The sequence below is a fragment of the Acinetobacter sp. YH1901141 genome, from assembly GCF_013416935.1.
Lineage (GTDB): Bacteria > Pseudomonadota > Gammaproteobacteria > Pseudomonadales > Moraxellaceae > Acinetobacter > Acinetobacter towneri.
Genome location: NZ_VPEY01000006.1, coordinates 100,362 through 124,789, shown reverse-complemented (window position 1 = coordinate 124,789; position 24,428 = coordinate 100,362). Strand labels below are relative to the sequence as shown.

The following is a 24,428-nucleotide window of genomic DNA, read 5'->3' as shown; positions in this document are numbered from 1 at the left end:
CATCATGTTGCAAAAGGGAAGGGTTATTTATCGAAAAACTACAAATTTGAAAAATTGCCGCAATAAAAAAAGCCCTGTAGGGCTTTGTTTATACGCAAAATTAATGATCGTGCGAGTGGTCGTGATCATGTTTATGGGTATGGAATTCTTCGTTGTGGCGGAAGCGCAAATAGTTTTCAAACTGTTCGCAATATTCGTCATAGTTATCTTCAAGCATCATTTGAAATTGCTGCAAGATATATGACATAACTTGGTCTTTGGCATCGCGCATTTCATTGCCATCTTTAAAATTATTGGCTGCCACCCAAGTATTAAAACGTGCAGTAGCAAATAACATGGCAGCACTCACCTGACCACGAATTTCGGCAGGTTTTACTGTCGAGCCTTTTTCAAAATGACAGAAGCCATTGGCCTGTTTAATAAATTCATCGGCACGTTCAAAAAAAGCCGCATTTAATGCTTCTTCTTCGGTTACATCGGTTGCTTCAATCTTTTGAACCATGAATTTTTCCTAAGCTAAAAATCTGAATGTTTCATTATAGGCAAAGCCTTGCAGAAACAAAACCTTTGCCTTAAGCTAAAAATAGCCTAAGCAAAATTGGAGTGGTTGATGCAAGATGCGATTGCGGTACAAAGTTTAAAAAGCGACATTGCTTTATTACGTCAAAATATTTGGCCACCCGTGCAACTTGCCCATGTTGAAGGCTTGCCGATTTATTATGGAACACGCGCAGAAGTAGCAGAATACTATAAACAATGGACAGGGTTGATTGAACGTGCACAGGATTTATTTCAGCCTTTTATGCAAGATGCAGTCATTGATGCGGTGCATTTACCCAGTCATTTGAACTTGCCCTTATTTTATTTTCATGTCGATCGGATTCGAGTGAATAAAACCCGCGCCAAAGAATCGAAAACTTTTCGGGGGATTGCCAGCCTGATCGAAAAATGTGGGCAATTTGAACCGCAGGAAATTCAGCTCATGCAGCGTTGGTTAGACAGTGATGACAATGCAGCACTGGTGGCACATCGTGAGTTTATTGATTTGCGTACTTATGTGTTTCAGCATGGGCAAAGTGACTACACGCGCACCCGTTTTTATGTGAATGGTATTGTATTAAGTGTCGAACCATATTTTGAACTGGTCGATGCCCGAGATAAGCCACGTAAGCAGCGTAGTGACAGTTATCAAGACCCTTTGGCAGATAACCAAACATGGAAAGTATTTGGTAAATATCGTTAATCTTTTAGAAAGTTTGGAATTTGCAGATTAAATACTAATCTAAGATATAAAAAATCAGCTCAACATGAAATGAATCCCTGTTGAGCTTAAATGTGATCATTGATTGATGATCAAACTTCAACTACGACCAAAAAGGCTGACTTTCAGCAAACTGCTGTAAATCCTGTTCAATCTGTATGGAAATATGACGTTCTTCCGACGCAATCCAACCCAATACAAACCATGTTTTCGGTTCAGTTTGAGCATGGCTTTCATATAGACCTTGTGCCACCATTAAATCATTAAAATGCCCTAAAGTTTCCTGTAATGGTTTTAGGGTTTTTAAATACGTTTTGACGTCATCTTCTGCAAATAAACTACTCACAAACTCCACGGTATAGCGTAAACGTTTTACACGCTTACGCGTGCGGTGTTTAGATTCCACATCCAAGGTTTGGAAATGACCTGTATCATCACAAATTTGTTGATGCATTTTCTGCAAGCGTTTACGTAATACTTTTTTGAATGGTTTTGATTCTGCATCTGCAATCGCAGCCGAATGTGCAAAACTCATAAGTTGTAACAGTAATAAGGTTGTGGTCGGTGAGCGGAAAATTGCATCAATCGCAATGTTTTCAGATGCTGCAGGTGGTAGTTCGGTAATAGGTGAGCCTGCATTTTCAAGTTGCGGAATCAGACTTTCGCGCAAAGCATCTTGATCGCGGGTCGAACCTAACTGCTGAAAAAGTGTCGCCAATTGACTTTCCCAATTGTTATTTGCCAACGCATCATATTCAGCAAAAATTTTTAAGGCACTGCGTAAACGTCGAATGGCAACACGCGCTTGATGCACATGCCCACTGGCATAATCTTGACTGGCAATCGCAGTTGCATTTGGCAGCAAGTGTGCCAAACAATTCTGGGTAATTTGCGCCAACAACTCATGCATATTTTCGGGGTGTTGCAATTGCAAGGTACTTTGCTGCTGTACAGGAATCATGGTTTCATTGTTATACAGCATATTGCCACGCTGCGATTTACTGCGTGTGTCGAGCCATAAATGATATTTTTTAATCCACGGCTGAATATAGGCAATTAAGTCTGCAATTTCACCTTGTTTCAGTTCAAACTCAACTTCGTAAATTTCAACCGAATTTTTGCCTTGGCGGATTTCACCTAAATCAAAAGCAACTTCAATTTGGCTGTTTTTATAATGTGCCAATTGGCTGTAGCGTAAAACATCGGTTTCAAACTGCAGGGTTAAATCTACCTCTGAACCGTCTAAGGCTTTTTTTAAAATCTTTCGTGCTTGTTTATGATTTTCATAACATGCCAAATCACACAATTCAGGCGCATCATGTCCTAATTCATGTTCAAGCTCAAAGCGTTCATAATGTTGTGGACTAGGCGCTTTTAAAGTTTGTTTCCAAATATCGCCCTCTAAACGCTGACGCAGGGCAATGCGTTGCTTGGCTAAGTGCTGTTCAGGACTATCATAATATTTAGCCCATAAGCGTTGTTGTTGAACCAGTTTGTTCTTTTTAAATGCTTTTTCAAATGCCGCACGATAGTTGTGTGGAATTTGAAATTTTAATTCTATTTCACACATCGGGAATGCCCTCGATGAAACAAGATAAGTTCTCTTTACTATAGTGTAAATCTATAAATGAACAAGGGGAGAACTGTGAACAAAAGCTTGAAAAATAAAATAATTTGTATTCAGTTTTTAACACAAAGCAGCCGAATGAATATTCACAAGGCTGCCGTTGTATTGCAGTATTTTTAGCGTGTGCTTTGAGGATGTTAAGGATACTTATTTTAAGAATTTACGGCTCACCATAAATTGTTCTGTCGCTTCCAATAAACGCTGTGCATACACTTCCTGTTTTGCAGTGAGCCAACCTAAAACAAACCAGTCGCTCGCTTCCAATTCAGTTTGTTGAATGTATGCTGCAGAAGATGCCAACACTTGATATTCCTGTGCTGCAAGCTGTGCATCATTCAAAGCTTTACTATATTTCTGCAAATTTTTGACATCATAAATATGTGTCAAAATGGGGAAGCTAAATTTTAGTTCCTGAATACGCAAAGCCAGTTGATCTAAACTTTCAAAATCGTGAATATCACTGTGCTGTAATTGTTCATGCAACTGCTTATATTGCTGTTGCAACGTGTTTTGTGCGGCAGTTTTTAAGTCTAAACCTGAGTGATCGCTCGCGGCTAAACTAAACATCAATAATTCTAAATAGTGATGCACATTTTGCGTTGAACGGACTAAATTGACCAATTTTTCTTGGGCGTACAAGGTATCTTTTTTTAGGTTCTCTGCAGTCGTCGGGTTCTGTAAAAATGCGCCGAGTGTGGCTTGCATGTGTTCCAAATGCTGCAGGTGATCAAAATGTTGTTTAAATGCTGCAATTTGCATGGCCCATTTATCGCCTAAATGCTTCGACCAATCTTTAAATAAGGATAGTGTTAGTTGTAAATGTTGCAAAGCGAACTGCGCCTGATCAATATGACTTTGTTCGGCAACTTGAGCAGAAATTGCGGCAATATTGGGCAATAAATGCTGTAATTGTTGTGCAATTAACAGGCGTAAATTTTGGTCGGCATGGTCTTTTTTACTGAATTGAAATTCTTTGCTCTGAGCCGCAGGGCTGACTTTTTGCTGCACAGAAAGCAAATGTCCAATTTCTGCTTTATTGCGCACATCCAGCCATAAATGAAATTTTTTCACCCATTCAAAACTAAAAGCCAGCAATTGCTGAATTGAACCTTGTTTCAGTTCAAACTCAACTTCATGTACTTCAACTTCAGCATCTGCACAACGAATGTGACCAACATCTAAACTGATTTCAATGTCAGTATCTTCAACGGTCATTAGTCGTGAGGTACGTTGAATATCGGTTTCAAATTGTAGTTGCAACTGATCCCAATTTTGTCCCAAAGCTTGATTTAGCAATTGTTGTGCTTCGGGAATACTTTGATAAATTTGCAGATCAAGTTGTGGTGGAGTATCTGGATTTTCAGTTGGCGCAAGTGGATGGTTATGTTCAAAACTATGAAAATGACTTTGACCTGCCGCTTTTAAAGTTTGTACCCATTGCTCACCTTCTAAACGCAGTCTTAACGCCATGCCATGATGCGCCAAGCTGTGCGTAGATGTATCAAAATAGCGTGCTTTTAATGGAATTTGAGTCGATTTTTTCGGGTCTAAAGTTTTGAGTAGTGCAGTACGACGTGCGACTGGAATTTGAAATTTTAATTCAACTTCGACCATGAAAAATATCCTGAACGTAAAGCATGTTGCGCCAAAGCAGCGGCAAACAAATTGGTATTATGAATGTGTGAAAATTGCAGAACGAAGGTTTTGCAAAAGTGCGTTTGATTGTAACTAAAATATGCCAAGAAGTAAGGCTTGACCTTGGCTTTTTTAGGGTCTGTTGGCATTTCCTAAATGGCTTGCGCTGTAGGCTAAAACTGAGCAGATCAGGCATGAAACGTAGGGAATAGCGAGACTATTGCCAAGTTTCATAACGCAATCTGAGAAAGTTTTAGCCACAGCCTTTCAGGACAAGCATATTTTTTGCTGCTATTGCGTTATGAGTCAGTTATTTAGAACGACTAAATTTCCTGTCTCATGCCTTATATCAGCTGAAAAATATGCGTTGTCGCAAACATAGACGAAGTGTCAACAGACCCTTGAGTTTGGTTTTTTTTTGGCTTAGTTTAAAGTGTCGTTGAGCGTAGCAAAAATAATTCAAACCTATAAACATCAGGATGATGAACATGAACGCAGCATTAAACCCCGAATTTGAGCCGACACCAGATCCCAAGTTTGAATTGCCAATTCAGGATTATTCAACATTTTACCGTTTTTATTTAACTGAACACCGCAACATTATGAGCCGTCGTTTGCACGTTGTTGGCAGTAGTATCGGTTTATATTGTGTGAGTAAAGCCATACGCCATAAAAAAGCCAAATATGTACTCTATGGTTTGCTGGCAGGCTATGCTTGTGCATGGGTCGGGCACTTTGTTTTTGAAAAAAATAAACCTGCCAGTTTTAAACAGCCTGTGTATAGTTTTATTTCAGACTGGCGGATGTTTGCAGATGTTTTACGTGGTCATTTAAGTTTGCAAGATCGTGCTAAAGATAAAATTCCAAGTTGAATTGAGCGCTTAGTTATACCGTTTAGGCAAAAACTAAACGATATGTGATTATTTTCATAAAAAATGTACAAATAAAATTAATTTTTTGTTGAAATGATAGAGTGAATATTCTAATAATGTGTCATCAAATTTATTGATAAAAGTTTGTGACTTTCCAAGCCTAGAGTGACCTTTCTCTAGGCTTTTTTTATGTGAAAAATTATATTCAGAATGGTGTTAAATCAGAAATCATTCATCTTTAAGCAAGGATATAGAGCAAGCAGGTTACTGATAGAGCGGCATGAAAAAATATAGACACATGATCATTTGTCGCATCCCCACATGCGCTCTGGCACAAATGATCATGTGTCTAAATGGGCGACCTAAATATGTCGTTATTCGCTGTAGTCACCCGTATGGATTTTAAAATCCATATCTTATTGAACTGGTTGCAGTTCTTGTTTTGCGCAGTTCAATTAAAGCTAAATCTATCTTTTAGCGCTATCACTAGAATTTGGTATTTTTAAGTTTTTGACTCAATAAAACCCAAACAAAATAGAAGCTTATAGAGCCTATATAAAAAACTTGTTGAGCCTGAGGTTCTGACACATGCCGCCTGAATGTGTAATAATACAGACCTTGTATTATTTGTGGCTGAGATTATGCGCGGTTTATATTTGATTACCAATGATGATCCTATCGAACTGCTTTTGGCAAAATTAGAAGGGGCGATGGCAACTTATGAAGTCGCGGTGTTGCAATATCGCCGTAAAAATGTGCCTCAAGCTCAGCAGGCATACGAAATTGAATATATGAAATCGATGTGTGATCAATACAAAGTGCCATTTGTGATTAATGATGATCTTGAAACTGCAGTGAAATATGGTGTTGGCGTACATTTGGGTCAAGAAGATGGCTCTATTGTTGAAGCGGTTGCACGTTTACCACAAGATGTATTGATTGGTCGCAGTTGTAATAACTCGATTGAATTGGCAGAGCAAGCCATTGCCGATGGTGCAAACTACGTGGCTTTTGGTGCAGTCTATGCAACTGAAACTAAACCTGAGGCAAGTACACTTACATTAGACACGCTCACACTGGCGAAGCAACAACTCAATGTGCCAATTTGCGCGATTGGTGGTTTAACTGTTGAAAACAGTCAGCCTGTCATTGAAGCAGGTGCCGATTTATGTGCAGTGATTAGTGATATATTAAGACGTCCGATGCATACTGTTGCACAGCGTGTTTATGATTGGTCTGCACTTTTCAAAGCAGACACTTAAAGCAGACAGCTAATTTTTTATTTTATTTTTTGAGTTGAGTGCCTCCATGAGCTTATCTCCAAAGCAAGAACAATTGTTTAAACAAGCCAATAAGCATATTCCAGGTGGGGTCAATTCACCTGTACGCGCATTTAACGGGGTAGGCGGAACCCCTGTATTTATTGAAAAAGCCAAAGGTGCTTATTTGTACGATGTCGATGGCAAACGCTATGTCGACTATGTAGGTTCTTGGGGACCAATGATTTTAGGTCATGCCCATCCTGCTATTATTCAGGCGGTGCAAGCTGCAGCTGAAGATGGTTTGAGTTTTGGTGCGCCAACGGTGCATGAAACGACTTTGGCCGATATTATTTGCGAAATTATGCCTTCAATTGAGTTGGTTCGCATGACCAACTCAGGTACAGAAGCCACCATGACCGCAATTCGTTTGGCGCGTGGTTATACAGGTCGTGACAAAATCGTCAAATTTGAAGGTTGCTATCATGGACACTCAGATTCGCTGTTGGTCAAAGCAGGCTCTGGACTTTTAACCAGTGGTGAAGGTGAAGCGACTTCTGCGGGTGTTCCTGCCGATTTTGCTAAACATACGCTGACTTTACCGTATAACGATATCGCCACCTTAAAAGAATGTTTTACAAAGTTTGGTGCTGAAATTGCAGGGGTGATTGTTGAGCCAGTTGCGGGCAACATGAACTTGGTTAAACCAATTGATGGTTTCCTGCAAGCAATTCGTGATGTCTGCGATGAACGCGGCTCAGTCTTTATTATTGATGAAGTAATGACAGGTTTCCGTGTTGGCTTAGGCGGTGCTCAGGCGCATTATAATGTTAAACCAGACTTGACCACACTCGGTAAAATTATTGGTGCTGGCTTACCAGTAGGTGCATTTGGTGGTAAACGCGAAATCATGGAATGTATTGCGCCATTAGGTAAGGTGTATCAAGCAGGTACTTTGTCTGGTAACCCGTTGGCGATGCGTGCGGGCATTGAAATGTTTAAACATTTACGTGCCGAAGGTTTTTATGAAAATTTAACTGCGCAACTGGAAAAATTGTTGGCAGGCTTACAAGCTGCGGCAGATGAAGCAGGTATCCCGTTCAAGACGCAACAAGTCGGTGCTATGTTTGGTTTGTATTTTACTGACCAAGATGACATCACCAGTTTTGATTCTATGCTGAATTGCGATGTCGATGCTTTCCGTAAATTCTTCCACGGAATGTTGCAACGTGGTGTGAACTTGGCGCCATCTGCTTTTGAAGCAGGCTTTATTTCATCTGCGCATAGTGATGAAGATATTGCCTACACCATTCAAGCTGCAAAAGAAACATTTGCGGAAATGAAGGCGTAATTTGACCTCTGCTTAACACTGTCCTAAAAGGCATAGATATCTCCAAAATATCTATGCTTTAGGTTAAATTGAAGACATACTCTTCAATTTAATATCAAAGGCTTAGATCAGCGTCTTGTTAAACACTAAAATAGCCTGGTCAAACTAAATATGAATCCTATTACTTCATTTGCTCCCGCCATCAAAGATATAGCTTCAGAACGGCTTTGTTGTGCAACTATCTTGCACTATGATTTCATTGTATTTTTCTATCCAAATTTTAAAAACCTTTAAAACAGTATCTTAAAAAATATTTATGCAACAAAGCCTCCTGCATGCTATAAAACCCACATTTCTAAAAGCAGGCTGATTTAAAATTCAGCAGATTGTCTGATTCAGGAATGTAAATCGGAAAATTCATCGGGAATTGATGTATTTTGCATTGTAATTCTGTGTCAGGCTTTTTATTATTGCCGCCTTGTTTTCACGATCGGCCCGGAATTGAAATTGAGTAATTTTCTAAGCGAACACCTGATTCATCGTGACGATGAGTTTATGGTGATACATAAACCCGCTGGCATACTCACCGTTCCAGGTAAAACAGCAGATTTGCAAGATTGTGTGATGAGTCGTCTAGTTAAAATTGAGCCGCGCACTTTGCTGATTCATCGCTTAGATCGTGATACTTCGGGTATTTTGGTATTTGCACTCACGAAATGGGCGCAAAAACAAATTTCGCGTCAGTTTCAAGAACGCCAAACCGATAAAACCTATCAGGCATTGGTGGCAGGGCAACTGCAAGGTGAAGGCACTGTAGATGTGCCTGTGGTCTATGATCCTGCACATCCTCCATTACACATTGCCGATGCAACCCATAACAAACCTGCGTTAACGCATTGGCGTGCATTGGAGCAATTTGAATTGCAGGGGCAAATTGTGACTCGTGTGCAACTGACGCCTATCACAGGTCGTTCGCATCAACTGCGAGTACACATGCAATATTTAGGTCATCCAATTATTGGTGATACTTTGTATGCCACGCCCGAACAGCAACAACTCATGCCTCGTTTGTGTTTACATGCAGCAGAATTAAGTTTTCTGCATCCACAAACTGAGCAACGTGTACAGTTTACTTGCCCAGTCCCATTTTAAGCGAAAAAGATTACGCAAAGCCTGTGCTTTAGGCTCTCTTTTTAGTGCGCTTTATGTCAAAATATATTGCTATACGCCCTGAATTTTTGCTCAAATACTCAGCAGGTTTTGCGCAAAAATTTATACGTCCTAACTTCTAAATAAAGGTGGAAAAATTGCAGCAGTTTGCTATTGGTCAACGTTGGTTATCAGACACAGAAACGGAATTAGGACTTGGTGTTCTGATTGATGTAGATGAGCGATCGGTCAGCATTTTATTCCCTAAAAGTGATGAAACCCGTGTCTATGCACGCAATAACGCACCTTTATCGCGTATCATTTTTAATGTAAATGATGAAGTTCAAGACCAAGAAGGCAATGCGTGGACGGTTGAATCGGTCGAAGACCGCCATGGCGTATTGCGTTATAACGTGGTGCGTCGTTTGCAAGATGGCAGTGAAGAAAAGAAATCACTGAATGAAACCCGTATTGGTGCAAGTATCCAACTTTCAAAACCCTTAGACCGCTTGCTTGCCAGCCAAATTGACTATAAAGAATGGTACGACTTGCGTATTGAAGCCTTGTTGATGCAAGCCAATATGCAAAGTAGCCCACTGCGCGGCTTGGTGGGTTCGCGTGTAGGTTTGATTCCACATCAACTTTATATTGCACATGAAGTCGGTAAGCGTTTTGCGCCACGTGTCTTATTGGCAGATGAAGTTGGTTTAGGTAAAACCATTGAAGCAGGTTTGATCATCCATCAGCAACTCAAAACAGGACGTGCGGAACGTATCCTGATTTTGGTACCTGATTCGCTGCAATATCAGTGGATGATTGAAATGCGTCGCCGTTTCAATCTGCAATTCTCTTTGTTTGATTTAACCCGTACGGCATCTATTAAAGAACACGATCCTGACCTGAATCCATTCTTGACCGAACAATGCATCATTGCTTCAGTCGATTTAATGATTGACCACGATGACTTACGCGAACAAGCCCTAGAAGCAGGTTTTGATTTGCTGGTGGTCGATGAAGCGCATCACTTAATGTGGAGCGAAGAAGAAGGTGGTAATGACCGTTATGATCTGGTCGAAGAATTAGCTGAACAAACCGCAGGGGTGTTATTGCTCACTGCAACGCCTGAGCAACTGGGTGTAGAAAGCCATTTTGCGCGTTTACGTTTACTCGATCCGCAGCGTTTTAGTTCACTAGACCGTTTCTTGGATGAAGAAGCGCAATATCAACATACGGCAAAAATTGCCGAAGTCTTAATGTCAGATGCCGCATTGGAAGAAAGCCATTTGGTTGCACTGGAAGGCTTGTTGGGACATCGCATTGAAGATAACCCAGAGCAGCGTTTCCGTGCCATCCACGAATTATTAGACCGTCATGGTACAGGGCGTATTTTGTTCCGTAATACCCGTGAAGCAATTCAAGGTTTCCCAGGTCGTGATTGTCAGCCTGCGCCGTTACCTGCGCCAGAAAACTGGTCTAAAGATGGTAAATTACGTGAACAAATGTGGCCAGAAGAAGCACAGCTCGATGGCAGTTGGATGGAAACTGACCCGCGTGTAATGTGGTTAATGGAGCGTTTGCGTAGCGACTTAAAACATAAAAAAGTGCTTTTAATTGCGCGTAGCGGCCCTGTGGTAGAAGCCCTTGAAAATGCGCTGCGCCTACATGCAGGTATTCGTACTGCAATGTTCCATGAAGGCATGAGCTTGTTAGAACGTGACCAAGCGGCAGCATATTTCGCAGAAGATTCTTATGGTGCACAAATTTTATTGTGTTCCGAAATTGGTTCAGAAGGGCGTAACTTCCAGTTTGCATCAGACCTGATTTTGTTTGACTTACCTGCCAATCCCGACGTGTTAGAACAACGTATCGGTCGTTTAGACCGTATTGGTCAAGAAAACCGTATTCAAATTCATGTGCCGTATTTGGTGGGGACTGCGCAAGAGCGTATGTTCCGTTGGTATAACGAAGCACTCAATATTTTCAGCAATATTTCACCCACTGCACAAACCTTGCAGGAAAACTTTATTGTCGATTTAAAACACTGCTTACTTGCAGATTTAGGACAACAGTTTGAAGATTTACTGGAAGCAGTCAGTGTGCAGCGTGAAGCTTTGGAAGCAGAACTTCAAGCGGGTCGAGATCGTTTGTTGGAATACAACTCTTGCCGTCCTGTGGTGGCGCAGGAAATTGTACAAGCTTTAGAAGATTACGACGACAATACCACGTTGCCTATGTTTATGAAGCGCTTTATGGCATCGACCAATATTGACTTCGATGAACAAAGCAATGGCACGGTGATTATTAAACCAACTGATCAAATGCAAGTGCAAGGTTTGACCTTAGACGAAGAAGGCATGACCGCGACGTTCTATCGGGATCAGGCGCAAATTCGTGAAGATGCACAGTATTTGACCCTAGAGCATCCATTCACAGAAAGCGTGATGGAAATGATCAATACACAAGGTTTTGGTAGCACCAACGTTGCGGTATTAAAATCTGCCGCTTTGCCACAAGGTTCTGTGTTGCTCGAAGTCTGGTTCAAAGTGGATGTCATTGCACCTAAAGCCCTGAATTTGCCATCAAGCTTGCCACAGCAACTCATTCGTGTCTTATTGAGCGAAAAAGGGCAGGATTTATCGCAAAAAATTGCCCCTGAAATTTTAAAACCTTATTTACATCATTTAGATGGCAACAGTTGTCGTCAAGTGGTGAAAGCACGCCGTGACGCGATTGAAGCGCGTTATACACAGGCTTTGGAGTTGGCTAAAGCTGCATTGCCTGAATTTAAGCAACAAGCTAAAGATGTATATAGCAAAAAATGGCAATATGAAATTGACCGTTTAAGCTATTTGAAGCAATTTAACCCAAGTATTCGTGAAGATGAAATTACACGTTTACAGAAATTGCAAAAAGAAGGTGTTGCATTATTAGATGGTTTGTCGGTCACGCCTGAAGCAATTCAGGTGATGGTGGTGGTAAAGCCATAAAGAGTGCATTCAATACAGGTGTCTAGACGGTGTATTTGTATTGAGTCGGTTTTAATCAATCACTTTTTTAAATATTTGGCATCTTCTAAATTGCACGTTTTAAGTTGGGCATTGCGCCTCATTTTTACGGAGCAGTTTAGCGGGTGCTTTTTTAATATCGCAATAAAAATTTTGTGCGAGATTTTTCACATCACGGACTTAAACAAAGTAGCAACCAGTGCTTATGTGTCATTAAAATGACTCATAATTCATCTTTTTCAGCATTCCAGTCATTTGCAAAACCCAGTGGTATGCGTAGTTTAAAGGCTGTTGATCTTTTATCTATGATTGATGTGCCAAGTGTTGAATCTGTAAGCGCGTACGCATAGATCAAGTCACAGACCCGATATTCTTCTTTTAAGCGTATTTTAAATGACTAAAGCTGCAATTCATTTTACCCATGCCAATGGTATTCCTTCTGCCAGTTATCAAAAGTTTTTCCAATGTTTTGAAGCAGATTATCATTTAAAGGCAATTCCACTGATTGGTATGCAAGCAGAATTTCCTGTGACCTATAAGTGGACCTATTTGATTCATCAAGTGATTCAGGACATTGAGCAGCAGTTTCCAAAGCAACAAGTGATTGGTTTAGGGCATTCTTTTGGTTCATTATTAACCCTGATGTGTGCCTATCAGCGTCCAGATTTATTTTCTCAATTGATTATTATGGATCCACCTTTTGTGATTGGATCGAAGTCGGCATTATTTGAAATTTTACAAAAATTTAAACTGAAATATGTAGATCAACTCACACCTGCCGCCGTGACCATGAAGCGTCGAGATCATTGGGCTAGCCATGCAGAAGCCTATCAAGCTTTGCGGCATAACCGTTTATTTAAAAAATTTGATGCACAATGTTTTGAAGATTATTTTGCCAGCGGCATACAAGTCGATGCACAAAGAGGTGGTGTGACTTTAACAATTCCAAAACGGGTAGAAGCTGAAATTTTTAGAACCGTACCTGCATGGTGGTGGCGCACACCACGCAAAGCCCCAGATGTACCTGTGCATTTAATTACAGCAAGGCATAGCCCATTTTATTTGCAAGGTTTACCGCAAGGCATGCAAAAAACTTATGGAATTGAGTTTAGTGTGGTCGAGGGAGGACACATGTTTCCTTTGGAAAATCCTGAAACCACGGCAACACATGTGCAGCAATTAATTCAAAAACAACACGCTTAACAGCGAAGTCTAGCAATTAAATGCTCAAACGGGCGTGACCTGATTCAGGAAAATCGCCCGATTTATCGTGTGTTATGTTAACGAATTTTGGCATCATCCAAATGACGTGCACCTTCTAAAATCATACGAATCATAATCATGGTTTGTTCGGCAGTTTCTTTACGTGCTGCAGTCGGCATGTCTATGACTTTAGCGCCCATATTAAATACGAGTTGTGTAATGGCTTTGGCTGCAATGTCAGGATGCGCCAACTTGCTATTATTCAAACGCTCCAAACGAATTAAATCATCCTGTAATTCTTGCTGGAAATAATTTAACTGGCGCTCAACAGCAAGTTTATAAGAAGTTGAACCTGTATAACCTTCACGCAGTAACAGACTTAAATTGCCTTCATCTGTATCTAATTGTTCAATAAATACTTCAACCGAACTGCGAATAATACTGTTTTGTTTAGATGCTTTTAAACGTGCTTCATGCAAAATTTGACGTAACACCACACCTGCACGATCAATCAGTTCAATCGCGAGTTCATCAATATCTTTAAAATGACGATAAAAACTGTTTGGTGCGATGCCTGCTTCACGTGCAACTTCACGTAAACTTAAAGATGCGATACTTTTTTGTGGGCCAATTAAATTTAATGCTGCCTGAAATAATTCTAGTTTGGTAATGGTGGCTTTACGCCCAACCGTACGCACGACAAGAGGCTCACGAACCGTTTCAGATTCTGGAAAAGTCACATCATGGTTTGTTTTCATGGCAGGCTGAGTCATATTTTCAATAATTTATAAGCTTAGAGGCATTATAGCGGCTGCGCCAGTACTTGTGAAATGATTAGAAACAATACAAGTGTATATACAAATATATATACATGTGTATAATAATTAAAATTTCATCGGGTGGTGCTGAATCATGCAGCTAACTGAAAAAAGAAAATCTCCCCTTAGCAGTCTTGCAACGGCTGTGTTAGACCCTTATGCAGCAAACTTCTGGTTGCAAAAAGTAAATCCATTATGGTCGGTGAATCAGTCACTCGGCAAAATTGTAAAAAAAGATACCGCTGCACAAGGTGTAGTGAGCTTTACTTTGAAATTCAATAAAAAATTCCAAATTGGCGCAGCAGGGCAGCATCATCCTGTTTATGTGACAATTCAAGGCGTACGCTATGAGCGAACCTATAGTTTGACTCAGCTTGATGCACAACACGTTTTATTGACGGTAAAAAAAGTTGATCAGGGCAAAGTCAGCACATGGCTGGTTGAGCAAGCCAAAGTTGGTGATACTTTGGAATTTGGTGCGCCTTATGGTGATATGCAATTGCCTGCACAAGCCCAGCCTTTAATTCTATTGGCAGCGGGTAGTGGTATCACACCAATGTATAGTTTGCTACAAGACATGGCGAAATCAGGTCGTCTTGGTAGCACTCCAGTAACTTTAATGTATTGGGTAAAAACCTTTGCAGACGCAGCATTTAAAGCACAGTTTGAAGCATGGGCACAACAATATCCAAACTTTAAATTTCAAGTGTTTTATACCCAAGAGCCGAGTGTGGCGCACAGCCGTTTAAATGCAGAACATTTACAAGACTTGGCACAAATCGAGCAAAGTGCAGTGTTTGCATGTGGCCCATCGGGTTTTACCACGCAAGCTGAACAATTATTTGCACAAGCTGCTTTGCTGAAAACAGAAGCTTTTAGCATGACCCCTGTGTTAAGTGACGATGTTGGTTTGGTACAAGTTACACTGACCCAATCGAAAAAGATTGTCACCATTCCAAAAGGCAAGTCCATTTTAGAAAGTCTGGAACAGCAAAATATTAAACCTAAATACGGCTGTCGTATGGGAATTTGCCATAAATGCGTATGCAACAAGGCTGAAGGTTCAACTAAAAACTTGGTCGATGGTGTTCAAAACAGCGAACCGAATAACCAATTGAAAATCTGCGTCAATTCAGCACAAACCGATTTAATTATTGATTTATAAGCGAGTTCCGATTATGAATATGCCAGTAAAAATAGAATATTTCCGCAATCCTAAAAACCGTGAACTCACTCAATTTGAATTAGATGAGCTTGCACGTGAATTAGACGCCATTAAACAAGAAGTTTTGGATGATATTGGCGAAAAAGATGCTAAATACATCCGCCGTGTTTATTCAACCATTCGTTATAGCTCAATGGCAGGTCGTGCCTTATTGTTCGCAGGATGGTTCCCGCCAGCATGGGTTTTGGGTACAGGCTTGTTAGGCTTTGCCAAAATTATGGAAAACATGGAATTAGGTCATAATGTCATGCATGGTCAGTATGACTGGATGAATGATCCTAAATTCAATGGTGCAAGTTATGAATGGGATACGGTAGGTACTTCAGACAACTGGCGTCAAACCCATAACTTTAAACACCATACTTATACCAATATTAAAGGTATGGATGATGATATTGGCTATGGTTTGGTGCGTTTGTTCCCAGAACAGCGCTGGAGATCAGGCTATTTATTGCAACCTTTATACAGTATTCCTTTCTGCTTACTGTTCCAATGGGGTGTTGCCATTCAGAATTTAGAAATTGGTAAAATTTTGAATGGCCGTAAAAGCAAAGCCCAAGCCAAAAAAGAATGGCAACCTATGCAGAAGAAAATTGGAAAACAATTGTTTAAAGATTATGTGTTCTTTCCATTGATTGCAGGCCCTTCGGCTTTACCAGTGTTTACAGGGAACTTGGTTGCGAATGGTATTCGTAATATTTGGACATTCAGCATTATTTTCTGCGGTCACTTTACGAAGGATGTAGAAGTATTTCCAAAGTCTGTGATGCAAAACGAAAGCCGTGGTCACTGGTATATGCGTCAAATTCGTGGTTCATCGAATCTTACAGGTTCTGAAGCATTCCACATTTTGACAGGACATTTAAGCCATCAAATTGAACACCATTTATATCCAGATATTCCTGCACGTCGCTATCGTAAAATGGCTCCAAAAGTACAAGCTGTGTGTGAAAAGTATGGCTTGAACTACAACAATGCGAGCTTAGTTAAACAGTACGGCAGTGTGCTTAAACGTATTGTGAAATATGCTTTTCCATTTAAGAAATAAGTGACTTACAAATGAGTTGTTTAGTACGAATAGATTAAGTGATTGATCTTGGTTTAAAACTATACTTCTATTTTGAATTAGAGGTGATGCTGTAAAGTGTCACCTTTTTTATTGCTTTAGGTGTTGTAGTCGTTATTTTTATGCAGAATCATCAGCTATTTTATTAAGAGAAAACTCTATTTTTATTTTCTATTCTGGGTATAAAAAAGTAATCACCATAGGCGGCATCCGCTACATGTAACTTAAAAAACCCACAATTCAAATTGTGGTTTTATTATATCATTCATCAAAATCAAGCCAGTTTTTTATAAGTTACAATTTCTGGCAATGAATGATCACTACCCACCATATAAGAATAAGTCGCTAAACTCAGCATGGCATCATCTTCATCACTATTACCATACGCATAAATAGCAGCATAATTTTCTAAATCATATTGTTCTAAAATCCGTATTTTCTTTTGTTCCTGACTGCAATCAGGTGTTGAATATCGCCCTGTAAATTGCTGCTTTTCAATTGCTGTTTCAGTACAAATCAAAGCGACATTTAACTGCTGACAAATATACTGTAAATAAATATCTACACTTGCAGAAACAACCACCACTTCATCTCCATTGAATTGATGCTGCTTTAATTGTTGTAATAGTTGTGGGTTAAGATCATGTATTAAATCTACTGCGTAGCGCTGTGCAAGTGCTAATATTTCAGCTGTATTTGCATCTTTAAACATAGCATTAAACAATTTAGGGCGCATGGCATGTGCAGGATAAACTTTTAAATAGTAAGCCTGAATCCAAGGCAAGATTTTAAGTCCTTGCTTAAAAATATGCCGCTTAGATAAAGCATAGAAAATAAACCCTGTAAAACTGTCTTTGCTGCACAGGGTCCCATCAAAATCAAATAGGGCTAGATTTTTATATTTTTGGCTTTTTGCATGCATGTTTTATAACGTCCATTGACTCGCGTAGCAAACCAATTGGTGTTGTAATCTCGACTCAGTTTAGGCCCTGAAATGACCACTTGCGGCATCATGGCATAAAATGGCTCTTTGCCCGTTTGCGCTTTATAGAGTTTCGTGACTGCTAAATATGTCGCAGTATCTTCAAATTTCTTTTCTTTTTCTTTTTTTAGGTCTGCACGAATTTGTCGTGGGGTGACTAAAATATTATGTTTTGAAAAAACAGCAATTAATTCACGTTCGGATTCACTCTTTGCATTACGCACGCTACCATCTTTAGTATAAAGTAGCAAATCACCATCTAAATCTAATTCTGCTTCAGTTAAATCATTTAGCATGCTTTGGAATGCGGCATTGCGGCTCGAATACATGCCAGAGTTATAATCAGCAAAGCGGTATAGCGGTTGATCGTAATCGGCAGGGTACATCATTAAACGATGAATCCCGTAATATAATCCGCCATATTGAGTGTATAGATCGCTGCGTAACTCTGCGATGTTACCGCTTTGGCGTTTATGCTCTTTGGCATAGCTAATATGTACTTGCATCGAGCCTAAAGTAGTAATTGGATTAAGTTTTTCGCCAATATTTTGTCCAAACAGTTTGGCAGCACCTGTTAGCGCAGACACGTGATAATGTTTGGCCATATAGTCAAAAATTTCACGATACAATTCATCCAGTTCACGTTCGGTTTTCACACGACGCATTTGGCTTAAATAGTTATCTTCAGGGCTTGGGTGGTTTTTCAGTACATCCTGAAAATAGCCTGCAACCGTACCACCAATGGCTTCGCCCAGTTTATCTTTAAATTTCTCATCCAAACGGTCTTGCACTTCTTTAACTGCTTTTTCACCCAGACCATAGACTTGAGGGTCGGCTACAAAGTTCGATTCCTGATCCACCACGGCAATGATGGTGCACATATTTTCTTTGGTTTGTGGGATGCCCAATTGCTCTGAAATATCGTAAATATCTTTTGCCCAAGCACTACGCTCACTGACCCTATTCGGAATGAGTTTGCGGATTTGTTCTGCTTCAAGGGTTGGCTCATTGTCCTTAGACCACCATGCGCTATCTCCACAGGCAGCCAAGCTTAATGATAAAGCAAGCACGCTGAAGGGTTTCATCAAAGAAGTGAATACAGTGTCTTTCATAGTATAGGGAAAACTCGTTCCAAATGGATGAGCCCAAAGGGCAGATGCAGTATACTATGCCAATCGTTAAAGTTAAGAATATATATGTATATTGGTCCCTATCAACTGTCAAATAATTTGATCGTTGCCCCGATGGCAGGTGTCACTGATAGACCCTTTCGCTCACTGTGCAAGTACTTTGGTGCAGGGCATGCGGTCAGTGAAATGATGACCTCTGACAAAACTTTGCGCATGAGTAAAAAGAGTTTGTATCGTGCCAACTTTGATGGGGAACTTGCACCAATTTCTGCACAAATTGCAGGTTCAGACCCGCATGATTTGGCCGAAGCCGCACGTTATCAAGTCGCCAATGGTGCACAAATTGTTGATATCAATATGGGATGTCCTGCCAAAAAAGTCTGCAATAAGTTGGCTGGTTCGGCTTTATTGCAAGATGAAGATTTGGTGGCACGCATTTTAGATACTGTGGTTGCCGCGGTGAATGTGCCTGTGACACTGAAAACTCGCTTAGGTTTTTTGAATGGGCAGGAAAATATTTTACGGGTTGCCAAACGCGCAGAACAAGCAGGCATTGCTGCATTGGCATTGCATGGGCGTACCCGTGAAGATATGTATTTAAACCGTGCACGCTATTCACTGATTAAAGAAGTGAAAAGCATGCTCAATATTCCTGTGATTGCCAATGGTGATATTGATAGTCCTGAAAAAGCCAAATATGTCTTGGACTATACAGGCGCAGATGCGATTATGATTGGACGTGCTGCGCAAGGACGTCCGTGGATTTTTCGGGAAATCGCACATTATTTAGCAACAGGTGAGCTGTTAGCAGCACCGAGCATTGCAGAAGTTCAAAAAGTATTACTTGGACATTTAGCCGAGCTGTATGAGTTTTATGGTGAATATTCAGGTTGTCGCATTTCACGTAAACATATTGCTTGGTACACCAAAGGTTTACGTTCAAGTAATGAATTTCGTCAAAGTATGTATCAAGTAGAAAGTACGGCAGAGCAATATAAAGTAGTGGAAGATTACTTTAATCAGCTACTTGCGCATGGTGAAATCATGAGTGATGTGCAGGTTGAAGCGGTGAACTTATTAGATACAAAGTAAAAAATTAAAACTCAACCGTGATACACGGTTGAGTTTTCTGTACCTATATTTAGCGTGCGTGAATCATTTCCAAAACCAACTGATTAATTAAATCTGCGGCCTCTAATTCACGAATCTGACTGACATTACTGCCTGCCCAAAAAGGGGCATAACCTTGCTCGCCTTGTGTGACGGCTGCTGAATGCAACTGTTTTGCAAGATCATAGCTATACGGATAGGTGGGTACTGTTAAACGATTTGGTGTATCTACCTGTGTATGCCAATGATTAATTAAACCACGGGCAGAGCGTCCAGAGATGCTGTCGGTAATTTGAGTAATGTTTTGCTGAAATAAAGCTTGTCGATAAGCTGGATTGGCATTGGAACTTTTACATTGCACAAAGGCTGTACCCAGCTGTACCGCAGAAGCGCCCAATTTCAGCATTAACTGTGCTTGCTGACCATTCATAATGCCACCTGCGGCAACCACTGGCAGGGTACAATGTTCACGAATCAGTTGTACTAAATCGCTGGTTTTAATTGCACTATCAAAGGTTTGGTTAAAGATACCCCGATGTCCACCTGCCTCAATGCCTTGGGCGATAATGACATCAATTCCCGCTGCTTCAATGGCTTGAGCTTCGGCTAAGTTGGTTGCTGAAACCATAGTAATGATTCCTGCATCTTTTAAAGCCTGAATTTGATGCGCATGCGGAATCCCGAAGTGAAAACTGACGGCTTGTGGTTTAGTTTCTAGTACAAGATCTAAATATCCATCATGGTCTTTAAAACTTGGATAAATACAATTTAGTTGACTCGGTGCAGTTGCGCCATAGCGTTCAAAGATTGGCTGAAAATGTGCAATCCACGCTTGTGCAGCGACTTCATCTAGTGGACTTGATTCATGGCAAAAGAAATTGACCTGAAATGGAAAATCAGTCAGTTCTTGAGTGCGTAAAATTTGCTCACGTGCAGCATCTACCGTGTTTGCACCTAAACCGAGTGAGCCAAAACCACCTTGATTAGAAACCTCGGCTGCAAGTTCGGGAGTAGAAACGCCAGCCATTGGAGCAAGAAAAATAGGATGCTTTATATTCAGTTGTTCTAATAAGGTCATATTATTTACTCCATGTTTTTATCTACTTTGCCCAACTCTAGGTAGATTGGCAAATCATATCCGTCATTTCTTTATGAAATATTAAGATGAGCGATATCATTAAATTTGCAGATGCTTTCAGGCATAATAAGCCTGATGTATGAATTGATGAGTAAATTAATGAAGCCTTTCGTTTATGGTGGTTTGCTTGTGGTGTGTGGATTAAGTGCGTGTAGCAATCCACAGCAAACTCAAGTAAAAATTGATCCAAAGCAATATCAGGTTCAGGATGCGACTGCATTACAACAGCGTATAGATGCTTTAAATGTCAAATTGGCGCAAGACTTCAAACAATTTAAACAAGTCGAAAATATCGCATTTGCGCATCAATTCCCTTTAGATGTAAATAACTTACAAACTTTGAATCAGCATTTGGTCGCCAGTACTGCTTTAAAGCCGACTAAAATTGCTTATTGCGATATGATGAATGGTTATTTTGCTGAGTTATATCGCTTAGGACATAACAATCTAGATTTTCTTAAAGATGTAAAATTACCGCGTGCAGAGCAGGAAAATTTGGCTGAAAATTTTGCCAATGCAGAATCTTATTATGATTTTATTTTGAATCGTTACACCAGTTACCGCCAAGTACAACAGACCATGGGCTATGGTTGTAATTTAAAAGCGGCGTTATAGTTGCGGCAGGATTTAGGTTTACTAGGGTCTGTTGATATTTCATAAATGGCTTGCGCTGTAGGCTAAAACTGAGCAGATTAGGCATGAAACGCAGGGAATAACGGGTTTATTTTCAAGTTTTATAACGCAATCTGTGAAAGTTTTAGCCACATGAGCAAAAACAAAGCACTGCTTTGTTTGCTGCGCAAGGGTACAAGCATATTTTTTGCTGCTATTACGTTATGTGCCAGTCATTTAGAATGAGTAAATTTCCTGTCCCATGCCTTATATCAGCTAAAAAACCTTGCGAGATATATCTCTCATGTCGCAAACATAGACGAATTGTCAACAGACCCTAATTAAATCGTGCTGAATAAAAAACTCCTGAGAACTTGCTCAGGAGTTTTTGTTTTATACAATCAAATTATTGTTGTGCTTTTTCTTTCACATTTGCAGCACCTTGTTCAACCGCACCTGCAGTCGCAGCAGTTGCATCTTTAGCAGCTTGTACAGTCGTATCAGCTGCGTTTTCTGTTGCTGTTGCAACATTGTGTGCAGCATTTTCAGTTGCTTGCGCTGCGTTATCTACCGCAGTTGCTGTAGCAGTAGCAGCTTCATGTGTTGCATCTTTGGCATCATGTGCAGCTTGAGCCGCAGCGTTTTCTAAGTGTTCACCCGTAGTTGCCCCTGTTTCTGGTGCTTTTTCTTTTGCACAACCTACAAGTGCTACAGTGGCAGCAAGACCTAAAGCAATAAGAAGTTTATTCATTATCATGTTTCCTTTTTTTACATCCACTTAAGATGGGATAATGCGAATATAACCAAAAAACAATCAATTTGAAGCTTAAAATTGTTCAAATAATGTAATGGGTTTAGATATTTTTTTGTTGTGTAGATTAGAACGATAAATTAGAGAAAAATATGCCGATGCGATTCATTTTTTCTGATAAGGTGAAATCTTGAGAATGGTTACAGTTTTTATTGTACAGTAATGCCATTCTGTAAGATTGGGATTGTAAAATGCTTAAAAAAGGGATTTATCAACATTATAAAGGGCAATTGTATCAAGTGCTGCATGTGGCTACACACAGTGAAACCCAAGAGAAATTGGTGGTTTATCAATGCTTATATGGCGATTATTCTATTTGGGCCAGACCGCTTGATATGTTCACGGAGAGTATTACTTTGGATGATGACCGTGAACAGGAACGCTTTAAATTGATTCAAGAAGTGTATTAATATTTGAAGTTATTTACCTATTTAAAACGATCCAATCTATTTTTAGATTGGATCGTTATGTGGATGCTCAAAGTTTAATAAAATCAATTATTGAATGGAAATACGGTTAAAGCTTAAATCGTATGCTAAATATTTACTCACAAAAGCTGCTTTATCACTGCGTCTTAATAAGTTGTCATAAATAAATTGTGGTACAGGATGGAATAAATCCCCAGAGCCATTTTCGTAAAATATTTTTAAATAACGTGAAGATGCACTGTATGTCCAGGATGTCACGGCAAGTGTTTTACCCATAAGCAACTCCTTTATTTTTTATATTATTTTTCACAGAATAAATCTGCTTATTTTGAACATAAGTGAAGTGCTTGCTAAAAAGTATTACAGAATTGTAACTTTTGAATATAAGTTTTTTGCGCAACCTAAACGTGCCAAAAACGACAAAACTATTATGAAGCGAAATAAAACACCACATTTAGGATGTGGTGTTTATGCTTTGCACATGAATAGTCATTCATTTAAATAAAATGATTGAAAGACTAGATTTTATAGATGACGACATTGATCTTCTTTGTCACCAGAAACACGGTTTGTGCCGCCAGTCGGTTTTACGCGGTTATCTTCACATTCTAAATTGCCATTCACGCGGTTATTTTTTACAACGATTGAGCCTGAATTATCTTTAAGTTGAATATTGCCATTTACACGGTTTGACGTGAGTTGGATGTTACGCCCATCTTCGAGTTGGATATTGCCATCAATGCGGTTGGCATGTGCATTAACCTGACTAAAGTTTCCTTTAGATTCTAAATTGCCATCAATCGTACTATTTTTAATTGCCGTATGTGAGTTGGAATGCAACATTAGGTTGCCCTTAATAGTCACATGATCAAGAACACATTGTTTATGCACTTTGACATTATCATCAATAGTTCGATTTTTAATGCTGCCATTACAGTTGAAATCAGCTAAAGCTGGCACTGAAAATGCTATTAATGTTGAAAGTAAAAATAATTTTTTCATAGAACAGCCCTCAAAAATAAATCTCACAACTGTTACCGGTACAGATTCGATTGTAGTGTTGTAATGTTTTTACATTTTCTATTCTAGAGATGAAATATGAATAAATAAGGTAGAAAAGGGTGATGTTCTGATTAAAAAAAACCACGCAAAATATGCGTGGTTTTTTTGAGTGGTTTAATCTAAAACTTAGATTTTACCTACTAGGTCGATAGATGGGGCTAAAGTTGCATCACCTTCTTTCCATTTAGCTGGGCATACTTCACCTGGGTGAGCGTGAACGTATTGAGCTGCTTTAACTTTACGAAGAAGTTCTTGAGCATCACGGCCAATACCGCCAGCATTGATTTCGATGATTTGGATTTTACCTTCTGGATCAATTACGAAAGTACCACGGTCAGCAAGACCAGCAGATTCGATTAATACTTCGAAGTTTTTAGAAAGCGTCCAAGTTGGGTCGCCAACCATTACGTATTGGATTTTTTTGATTTCTTCTGAAGAATCGTGCCAAGCTTTGTGCGTGAAGTGAGTGTCAGTAGAAACTGCATAGATTTCAACGCCTAATTTTTGGAATTCTGCGTAGTTGTCTGCAAGGTCACCAAGCTCAGTTGGGCAAACGAAAGTGAAGTCAGCAGGGTAGAAGAATACTACAGACCATTTGCCTTTAAGATCAGCTTCAGTTACTTCAATGAATTGACCGTTGTGGTATGCATTTGCTTTAAATGGTTTAACTTCAGTATTAATTAAGCTCATCATTGTCTCCATGAT

23 protein-coding genes are annotated in these 24,428 nt (G+C 39.8%); 12 read left to right on the top strand and 11 right to left on the bottom strand.

What is annotated here, in order from left to right; all coding sequences use genetic code 11:
• Positions 1–100: 100 nt before the first annotated feature.
• A complete protein-coding gene (locus tag FTV52_RS05520) occupies positions 101–502 on the bottom strand; it encodes a DUF3144 domain-containing protein (RefSeq protein WP_004973007.1) in 402 nt (133 codons plus the stop codon).
• Between the two features lie 108 nt (positions 503–610).
• Here FTV52_RS05520 and FTV52_RS05515 point away from each other — a divergent pair, with 108 nt between their 5' ends.
• Complete coding sequence (locus tag FTV52_RS05515) at positions 611–1,243, top strand: hypothetical protein (RefSeq protein WP_167846097.1); 633 nt, start codon at positions 611–613, stop codon at positions 1,241–1,243.
• A gap of 121 nt (positions 1,244–1,364) precedes the next feature.
• Here FTV52_RS05515 and FTV52_RS05510 read toward each other — a convergent pair whose 3' ends face one another.
• Together FTV52_RS05510 and FTV52_RS05505 are read right to left on the bottom strand one after the other, a co-directional pair.
• On the bottom strand, positions 1,365–2,831 hold the full coding sequence (locus FTV52_RS05510) for a CHAD domain-containing protein (RefSeq protein WP_167846096.1): 1,467 nt from the start codon (positions 2,829–2,831) through the stop codon (positions 1,365–1,367).
• Between the two features lie 204 nt (positions 2,832–3,035).
• The gene (locus FTV52_RS05505; RefSeq protein WP_096901882.1) at positions 3,036–4,502 is read right to left on the bottom strand and encodes a CYTH domain-containing protein; all 1,467 of its coding nucleotides are present in this window, start codon (positions 4,500–4,502) and stop codon (positions 3,036–3,038) included.
• A gap of 503 nt (positions 4,503–5,005) precedes the next feature.
• On the opposite strand from FTV52_RS05505, the gene FTV52_RS05500 reads away from it, so the two are divergent.
• The 6 genes from FTV52_RS05500 to FTV52_RS05475 all read left to right on the top strand — a co-directional run bounded on the left by FTV52_RS05500 (position 5,006) and on the right by FTV52_RS05475 (position 13,341).
• On the top strand, positions 5,006–5,395 hold the full coding sequence (locus FTV52_RS05500) for an Mpo1-like protein (RefSeq protein WP_373682974.1): 390 nt from the start codon (positions 5,006–5,008) through the stop codon (positions 5,393–5,395).
• Positions 5,396–6,036: 641 nt separating this feature from the next.
• Complete coding sequence (gene thiE / locus FTV52_RS05495) at positions 6,037–6,657, top strand: thiamine phosphate synthase (protein WP_096900945.1); 621 nt, start codon at positions 6,037–6,039, stop codon at positions 6,655–6,657.
• Between the two features lie 46 nt (positions 6,658–6,703).
• The gene (gene hemL / locus FTV52_RS05490; protein ID WP_104852178.1) at positions 6,704–8,005 is read left to right on the top strand and encodes a glutamate-1-semialdehyde 2,1-aminomutase; all 1,302 of its coding nucleotides are present in this window, start codon (positions 6,704–6,706) and stop codon (positions 8,003–8,005) included.
• Between the two features lie 486 nt (positions 8,006–8,491).
• Positions 8,492–9,136: an RluA family pseudouridine synthase gene (locus tag FTV52_RS05485; protein WP_004973024.1), complete on the top strand. Its 645-nt coding sequence runs from the start codon at positions 8,492–8,494 to the stop codon at positions 9,134–9,136.
• A gap of 146 nt (positions 9,137–9,282) precedes the next feature.
• On the top strand, positions 9,283–12,120 hold the full coding sequence (gene rapA, locus FTV52_RS05480; RefSeq protein ID WP_179990180.1) for an RNA polymerase-associated protein RapA: 2,838 nt from the start codon (positions 9,283–9,285) through the stop codon (positions 12,118–12,120).
• A 411-nt stretch (positions 12,121–12,531) separates the two neighbouring features.
• Positions 12,532–13,341, top strand: a complete 810-nt coding sequence (locus tag FTV52_RS05475; protein WP_104852176.1) for an alpha/beta fold hydrolase — start codon at positions 12,532–12,534, stop codon at positions 13,339–13,341.
• Positions 13,342–13,418: 77 nt separating this feature from the next.
• Here FTV52_RS05475 and fabR read toward each other — a convergent pair whose 3' ends face one another.
• Positions 13,419–14,099, bottom strand: a complete 681-nt coding sequence (fabR, locus tag FTV52_RS05470; protein WP_179990178.1) for an HTH-type transcriptional repressor FabR — start codon at positions 14,097–14,099, stop codon at positions 13,419–13,421.
• 154 nt (positions 14,100–14,253) lie between these two features.
• Here fabR and FTV52_RS05465 point away from each other — a divergent pair, with 154 nt between their 5' ends.
• Together FTV52_RS05465 and FTV52_RS05460 are read left to right on the top strand one after the other, a co-directional pair.
• The gene (locus FTV52_RS05465; protein WP_179990175.1) at positions 14,254–15,324 is read left to right on the top strand and encodes a ferredoxin reductase; all 1,071 of its coding nucleotides are present in this window, start codon (positions 14,254–14,256) and stop codon (positions 15,322–15,324) included.
• Between the two features lie 13 nt (positions 15,325–15,337).
• A complete protein-coding gene (locus FTV52_RS05460) occupies positions 15,338–16,432 on the top strand; it encodes an acyl-CoA desaturase (protein WP_096900933.1) in 1,095 nt (364 codons plus the stop codon).
• A gap of 292 nt (positions 16,433–16,724) precedes the next feature.
• On the opposite strand, the gene FTV52_RS05455 is transcribed toward FTV52_RS05460, so the two are convergent.
• The gene (locus tag FTV52_RS05455) at positions 16,725–17,372 is read right to left on the bottom strand and encodes an HAD-IB family phosphatase (RefSeq protein ID WP_004973036.1); all 648 of its coding nucleotides are present in this window, start codon (positions 17,370–17,372) and stop codon (positions 16,725–16,727) included.
• Positions 17,339–18,544, bottom strand: a complete 1,206-nt coding sequence (locus tag FTV52_RS05450) for a DUF1615 family protein (RefSeq protein ID WP_004973039.1) — start codon at positions 18,542–18,544, stop codon at positions 17,339–17,341. Before FTV52_RS05450 ends, FTV52_RS05455 begins: the two co-directional genes overlap by 34 nt.
• Positions 18,545–18,628: 84 nt before the next feature.
• On the opposite strand from FTV52_RS05450, the gene dusB reads away from it, so the two are divergent.
• The gene (dusB, locus tag FTV52_RS05445; RefSeq protein ID WP_004973043.1) at positions 18,629–19,654 is read left to right on the top strand and encodes a tRNA dihydrouridine synthase DusB; all 1,026 of its coding nucleotides are present in this window, start codon (positions 18,629–18,631) and stop codon (positions 19,652–19,654) included.
• Positions 19,655–19,703: 49 nt separating this feature from the next.
• On the opposite strand, the gene FTV52_RS05440 is transcribed toward dusB, so the two are convergent.
• Positions 19,704–20,750, bottom strand: a complete 1,047-nt coding sequence (locus FTV52_RS05440; RefSeq protein ID WP_179990173.1) for a nitronate monooxygenase family protein — start codon at positions 20,748–20,750, stop codon at positions 19,704–19,706.
• Positions 20,751–20,909: 159 nt separating this feature from the next.
• Between FTV52_RS05440 and FTV52_RS05435 the strand changes: the two genes are divergently transcribed.
• On the top strand, positions 20,910–21,425 hold the full coding sequence (locus tag FTV52_RS05435; RefSeq protein WP_131260826.1) for a hypothetical protein: 516 nt from the start codon (positions 20,910–20,912) through the stop codon (positions 21,423–21,425).
• A 403-nt stretch (positions 21,426–21,828) separates the two neighbouring features.
• Here the strand turns inward: FTV52_RS05435 and FTV52_RS05430 are convergent, their stop codons facing one another.
• The gene (locus tag FTV52_RS05430; protein WP_179989569.1) at positions 21,829–22,173 is read right to left on the bottom strand and encodes a hypothetical protein; all 345 of its coding nucleotides are present in this window, start codon (positions 22,171–22,173) and stop codon (positions 21,829–21,831) included.
• Positions 22,174–22,424: 251 nt separating this feature from the next.
• On the opposite strand from FTV52_RS05430, the gene FTV52_RS05425 reads away from it, so the two are divergent.
• On the top strand, positions 22,425–22,643 hold the full coding sequence (locus tag FTV52_RS05425) for a DUF1653 domain-containing protein (protein WP_004973051.1): 219 nt from the start codon (positions 22,425–22,427) through the stop codon (positions 22,641–22,643).
• An 87-nt stretch (positions 22,644–22,730) separates the two neighbouring features.
• Here FTV52_RS05425 and FTV52_RS05420 read toward each other — a convergent pair whose 3' ends face one another.
• The 3 genes from FTV52_RS05420 to ahpC form a co-directional block, all read right to left on the bottom strand.
• A complete protein-coding gene (locus FTV52_RS05420; protein ID WP_004973053.1) occupies positions 22,731–22,937 on the bottom strand; it encodes a hypothetical protein in 207 nt (68 codons plus the stop codon).
• A 249-nt stretch (positions 22,938–23,186) separates the two neighbouring features.
• A complete protein-coding gene (locus FTV52_RS05415) occupies positions 23,187–23,504 on the bottom strand; it encodes a hypothetical protein (RefSeq protein WP_225530638.1) in 318 nt (105 codons plus the stop codon).
• A 345-nt stretch (positions 23,505–23,849) separates the two neighbouring features.
• Complete coding sequence (ahpC, locus tag FTV52_RS05410; protein ID WP_004973058.1) at positions 23,850–24,413, bottom strand: alkyl hydroperoxide reductase subunit C; 564 nt, start codon at positions 24,411–24,413, stop codon at positions 23,850–23,852.
• Between the last annotated feature and the right edge of the window lie 15 nt (positions 24,414–24,428).

What these genes read in the sequence shown, in the direction of transcription:
- FTV52_RS05510 (WP_167846096.1), bottom strand. Translation starts at nt 2,831, where the DNA reads ATGTGTGAAATAGAATTAAAATTTCAAATTCCACACAACTATCGTGCG.
- FTV52_RS05515 (WP_167846097.1), top strand. Translation starts at nt 611, where the DNA reads ATGCAAGATGCGATTGCGGTACAAAGTTTAAAAAGCGACATTGCTTTA.
- FTV52_RS05440 (WP_179990173.1), bottom strand. Translation starts at nt 20,750, where the DNA reads ATGACCTTATTAGAACAACTGAATATAAAGCATCCTATTTTTCTTGCT.
- FTV52_RS05415 (WP_225530638.1), bottom strand. Translation starts at nt 23,504, where the DNA reads ATGTTGCATTCCAACTCACATACGGCAATTAAAAATAGTACGATTGAT.
- hemL (WP_104852178.1), top strand. Translation starts at nt 6,704, where the DNA reads ATGAGCTTATCTCCAAAGCAAGAACAATTGTTTAAACAAGCCAATAAG.
- FTV52_RS05460 (WP_096900933.1), top strand. Translation starts at nt 15,338, where the DNA reads ATGAATATGCCAGTAAAAATAGAATATTTCCGCAATCCTAAAAACCGT.
- fabR (WP_179990178.1), bottom strand. Translation starts at nt 14,099, where the DNA reads ATGAAAACAAACCATGATGTGACTTTTCCAGAATCTGAAACGGTTCGT.
- ahpC (WP_004973058.1), bottom strand. Translation starts at nt 24,413, where the DNA reads ATGAGCTTAATTAATACTGAAGTTAAACCATTTAAAGCAAATGCATAC.
- FTV52_RS05420 (WP_004973053.1), bottom strand. Translation starts at nt 22,937, where the DNA reads ATGGGTAAAACACTTGCCGTGACATCCTGGACATACAGTGCATCTTCA.
- dusB (WP_004973043.1), top strand. Translation starts at nt 18,629, where the DNA reads ATGTATATTGGTCCCTATCAACTGTCAAATAATTTGATCGTTGCCCCG.
- FTV52_RS05500 (WP_373682974.1), top strand. Translation starts at nt 5,006, where the DNA reads ATGAACATGAACGCAGCATTAAACCCCGAATTTGAGCCGACACCAGAT.
- FTV52_RS05455 (WP_004973036.1), bottom strand. Translation starts at nt 17,372, where the DNA reads ATGCATGCAAAAAGCCAAAAATATAAAAATCTAGCCCTATTTGATTTT.
- FTV52_RS05505 (WP_096901882.1), bottom strand. Translation starts at nt 4,502, where the DNA reads ATGGTCGAAGTTGAATTAAAATTTCAAATTCCAGTCGCACGTCGTACT.
- FTV52_RS05465 (WP_179990175.1), top strand. Translation starts at nt 14,254, where the DNA reads ATGCAGCTAACTGAAAAAAGAAAATCTCCCCTTAGCAGTCTTGCAACG.
- FTV52_RS05520 (WP_004973007.1), bottom strand. Translation starts at nt 502, where the DNA reads ATGGTTCAAAAGATTGAAGCAACCGATGTAACCGAAGAAGAAGCATTA.
- FTV52_RS05425 (WP_004973051.1), top strand. Translation starts at nt 22,425, where the DNA reads ATGCTTAAAAAAGGGATTTATCAACATTATAAAGGGCAATTGTATCAA.
- FTV52_RS05450 (WP_004973039.1), bottom strand. Translation starts at nt 18,544, where the DNA reads ATGAAAGACACTGTATTCACTTCTTTGATGAAACCCTTCAGCGTGCTT.
- FTV52_RS05435 (WP_131260826.1), top strand. Translation starts at nt 20,910, where the DNA reads ATGAAGCCTTTCGTTTATGGTGGTTTGCTTGTGGTGTGTGGATTAAGT.
- FTV52_RS05475 (WP_104852176.1), top strand. Translation starts at nt 12,532, where the DNA reads ATGACTAAAGCTGCAATTCATTTTACCCATGCCAATGGTATTCCTTCT.
- FTV52_RS05430 (WP_179989569.1), bottom strand. Translation starts at nt 22,173, where the DNA reads ATGAATAAACTTCTTATTGCTTTAGGTCTTGCTGCCACTGTAGCACTT.
- thiE (WP_096900945.1), top strand. Translation starts at nt 6,037, where the DNA reads ATGCGCGGTTTATATTTGATTACCAATGATGATCCTATCGAACTGCTT.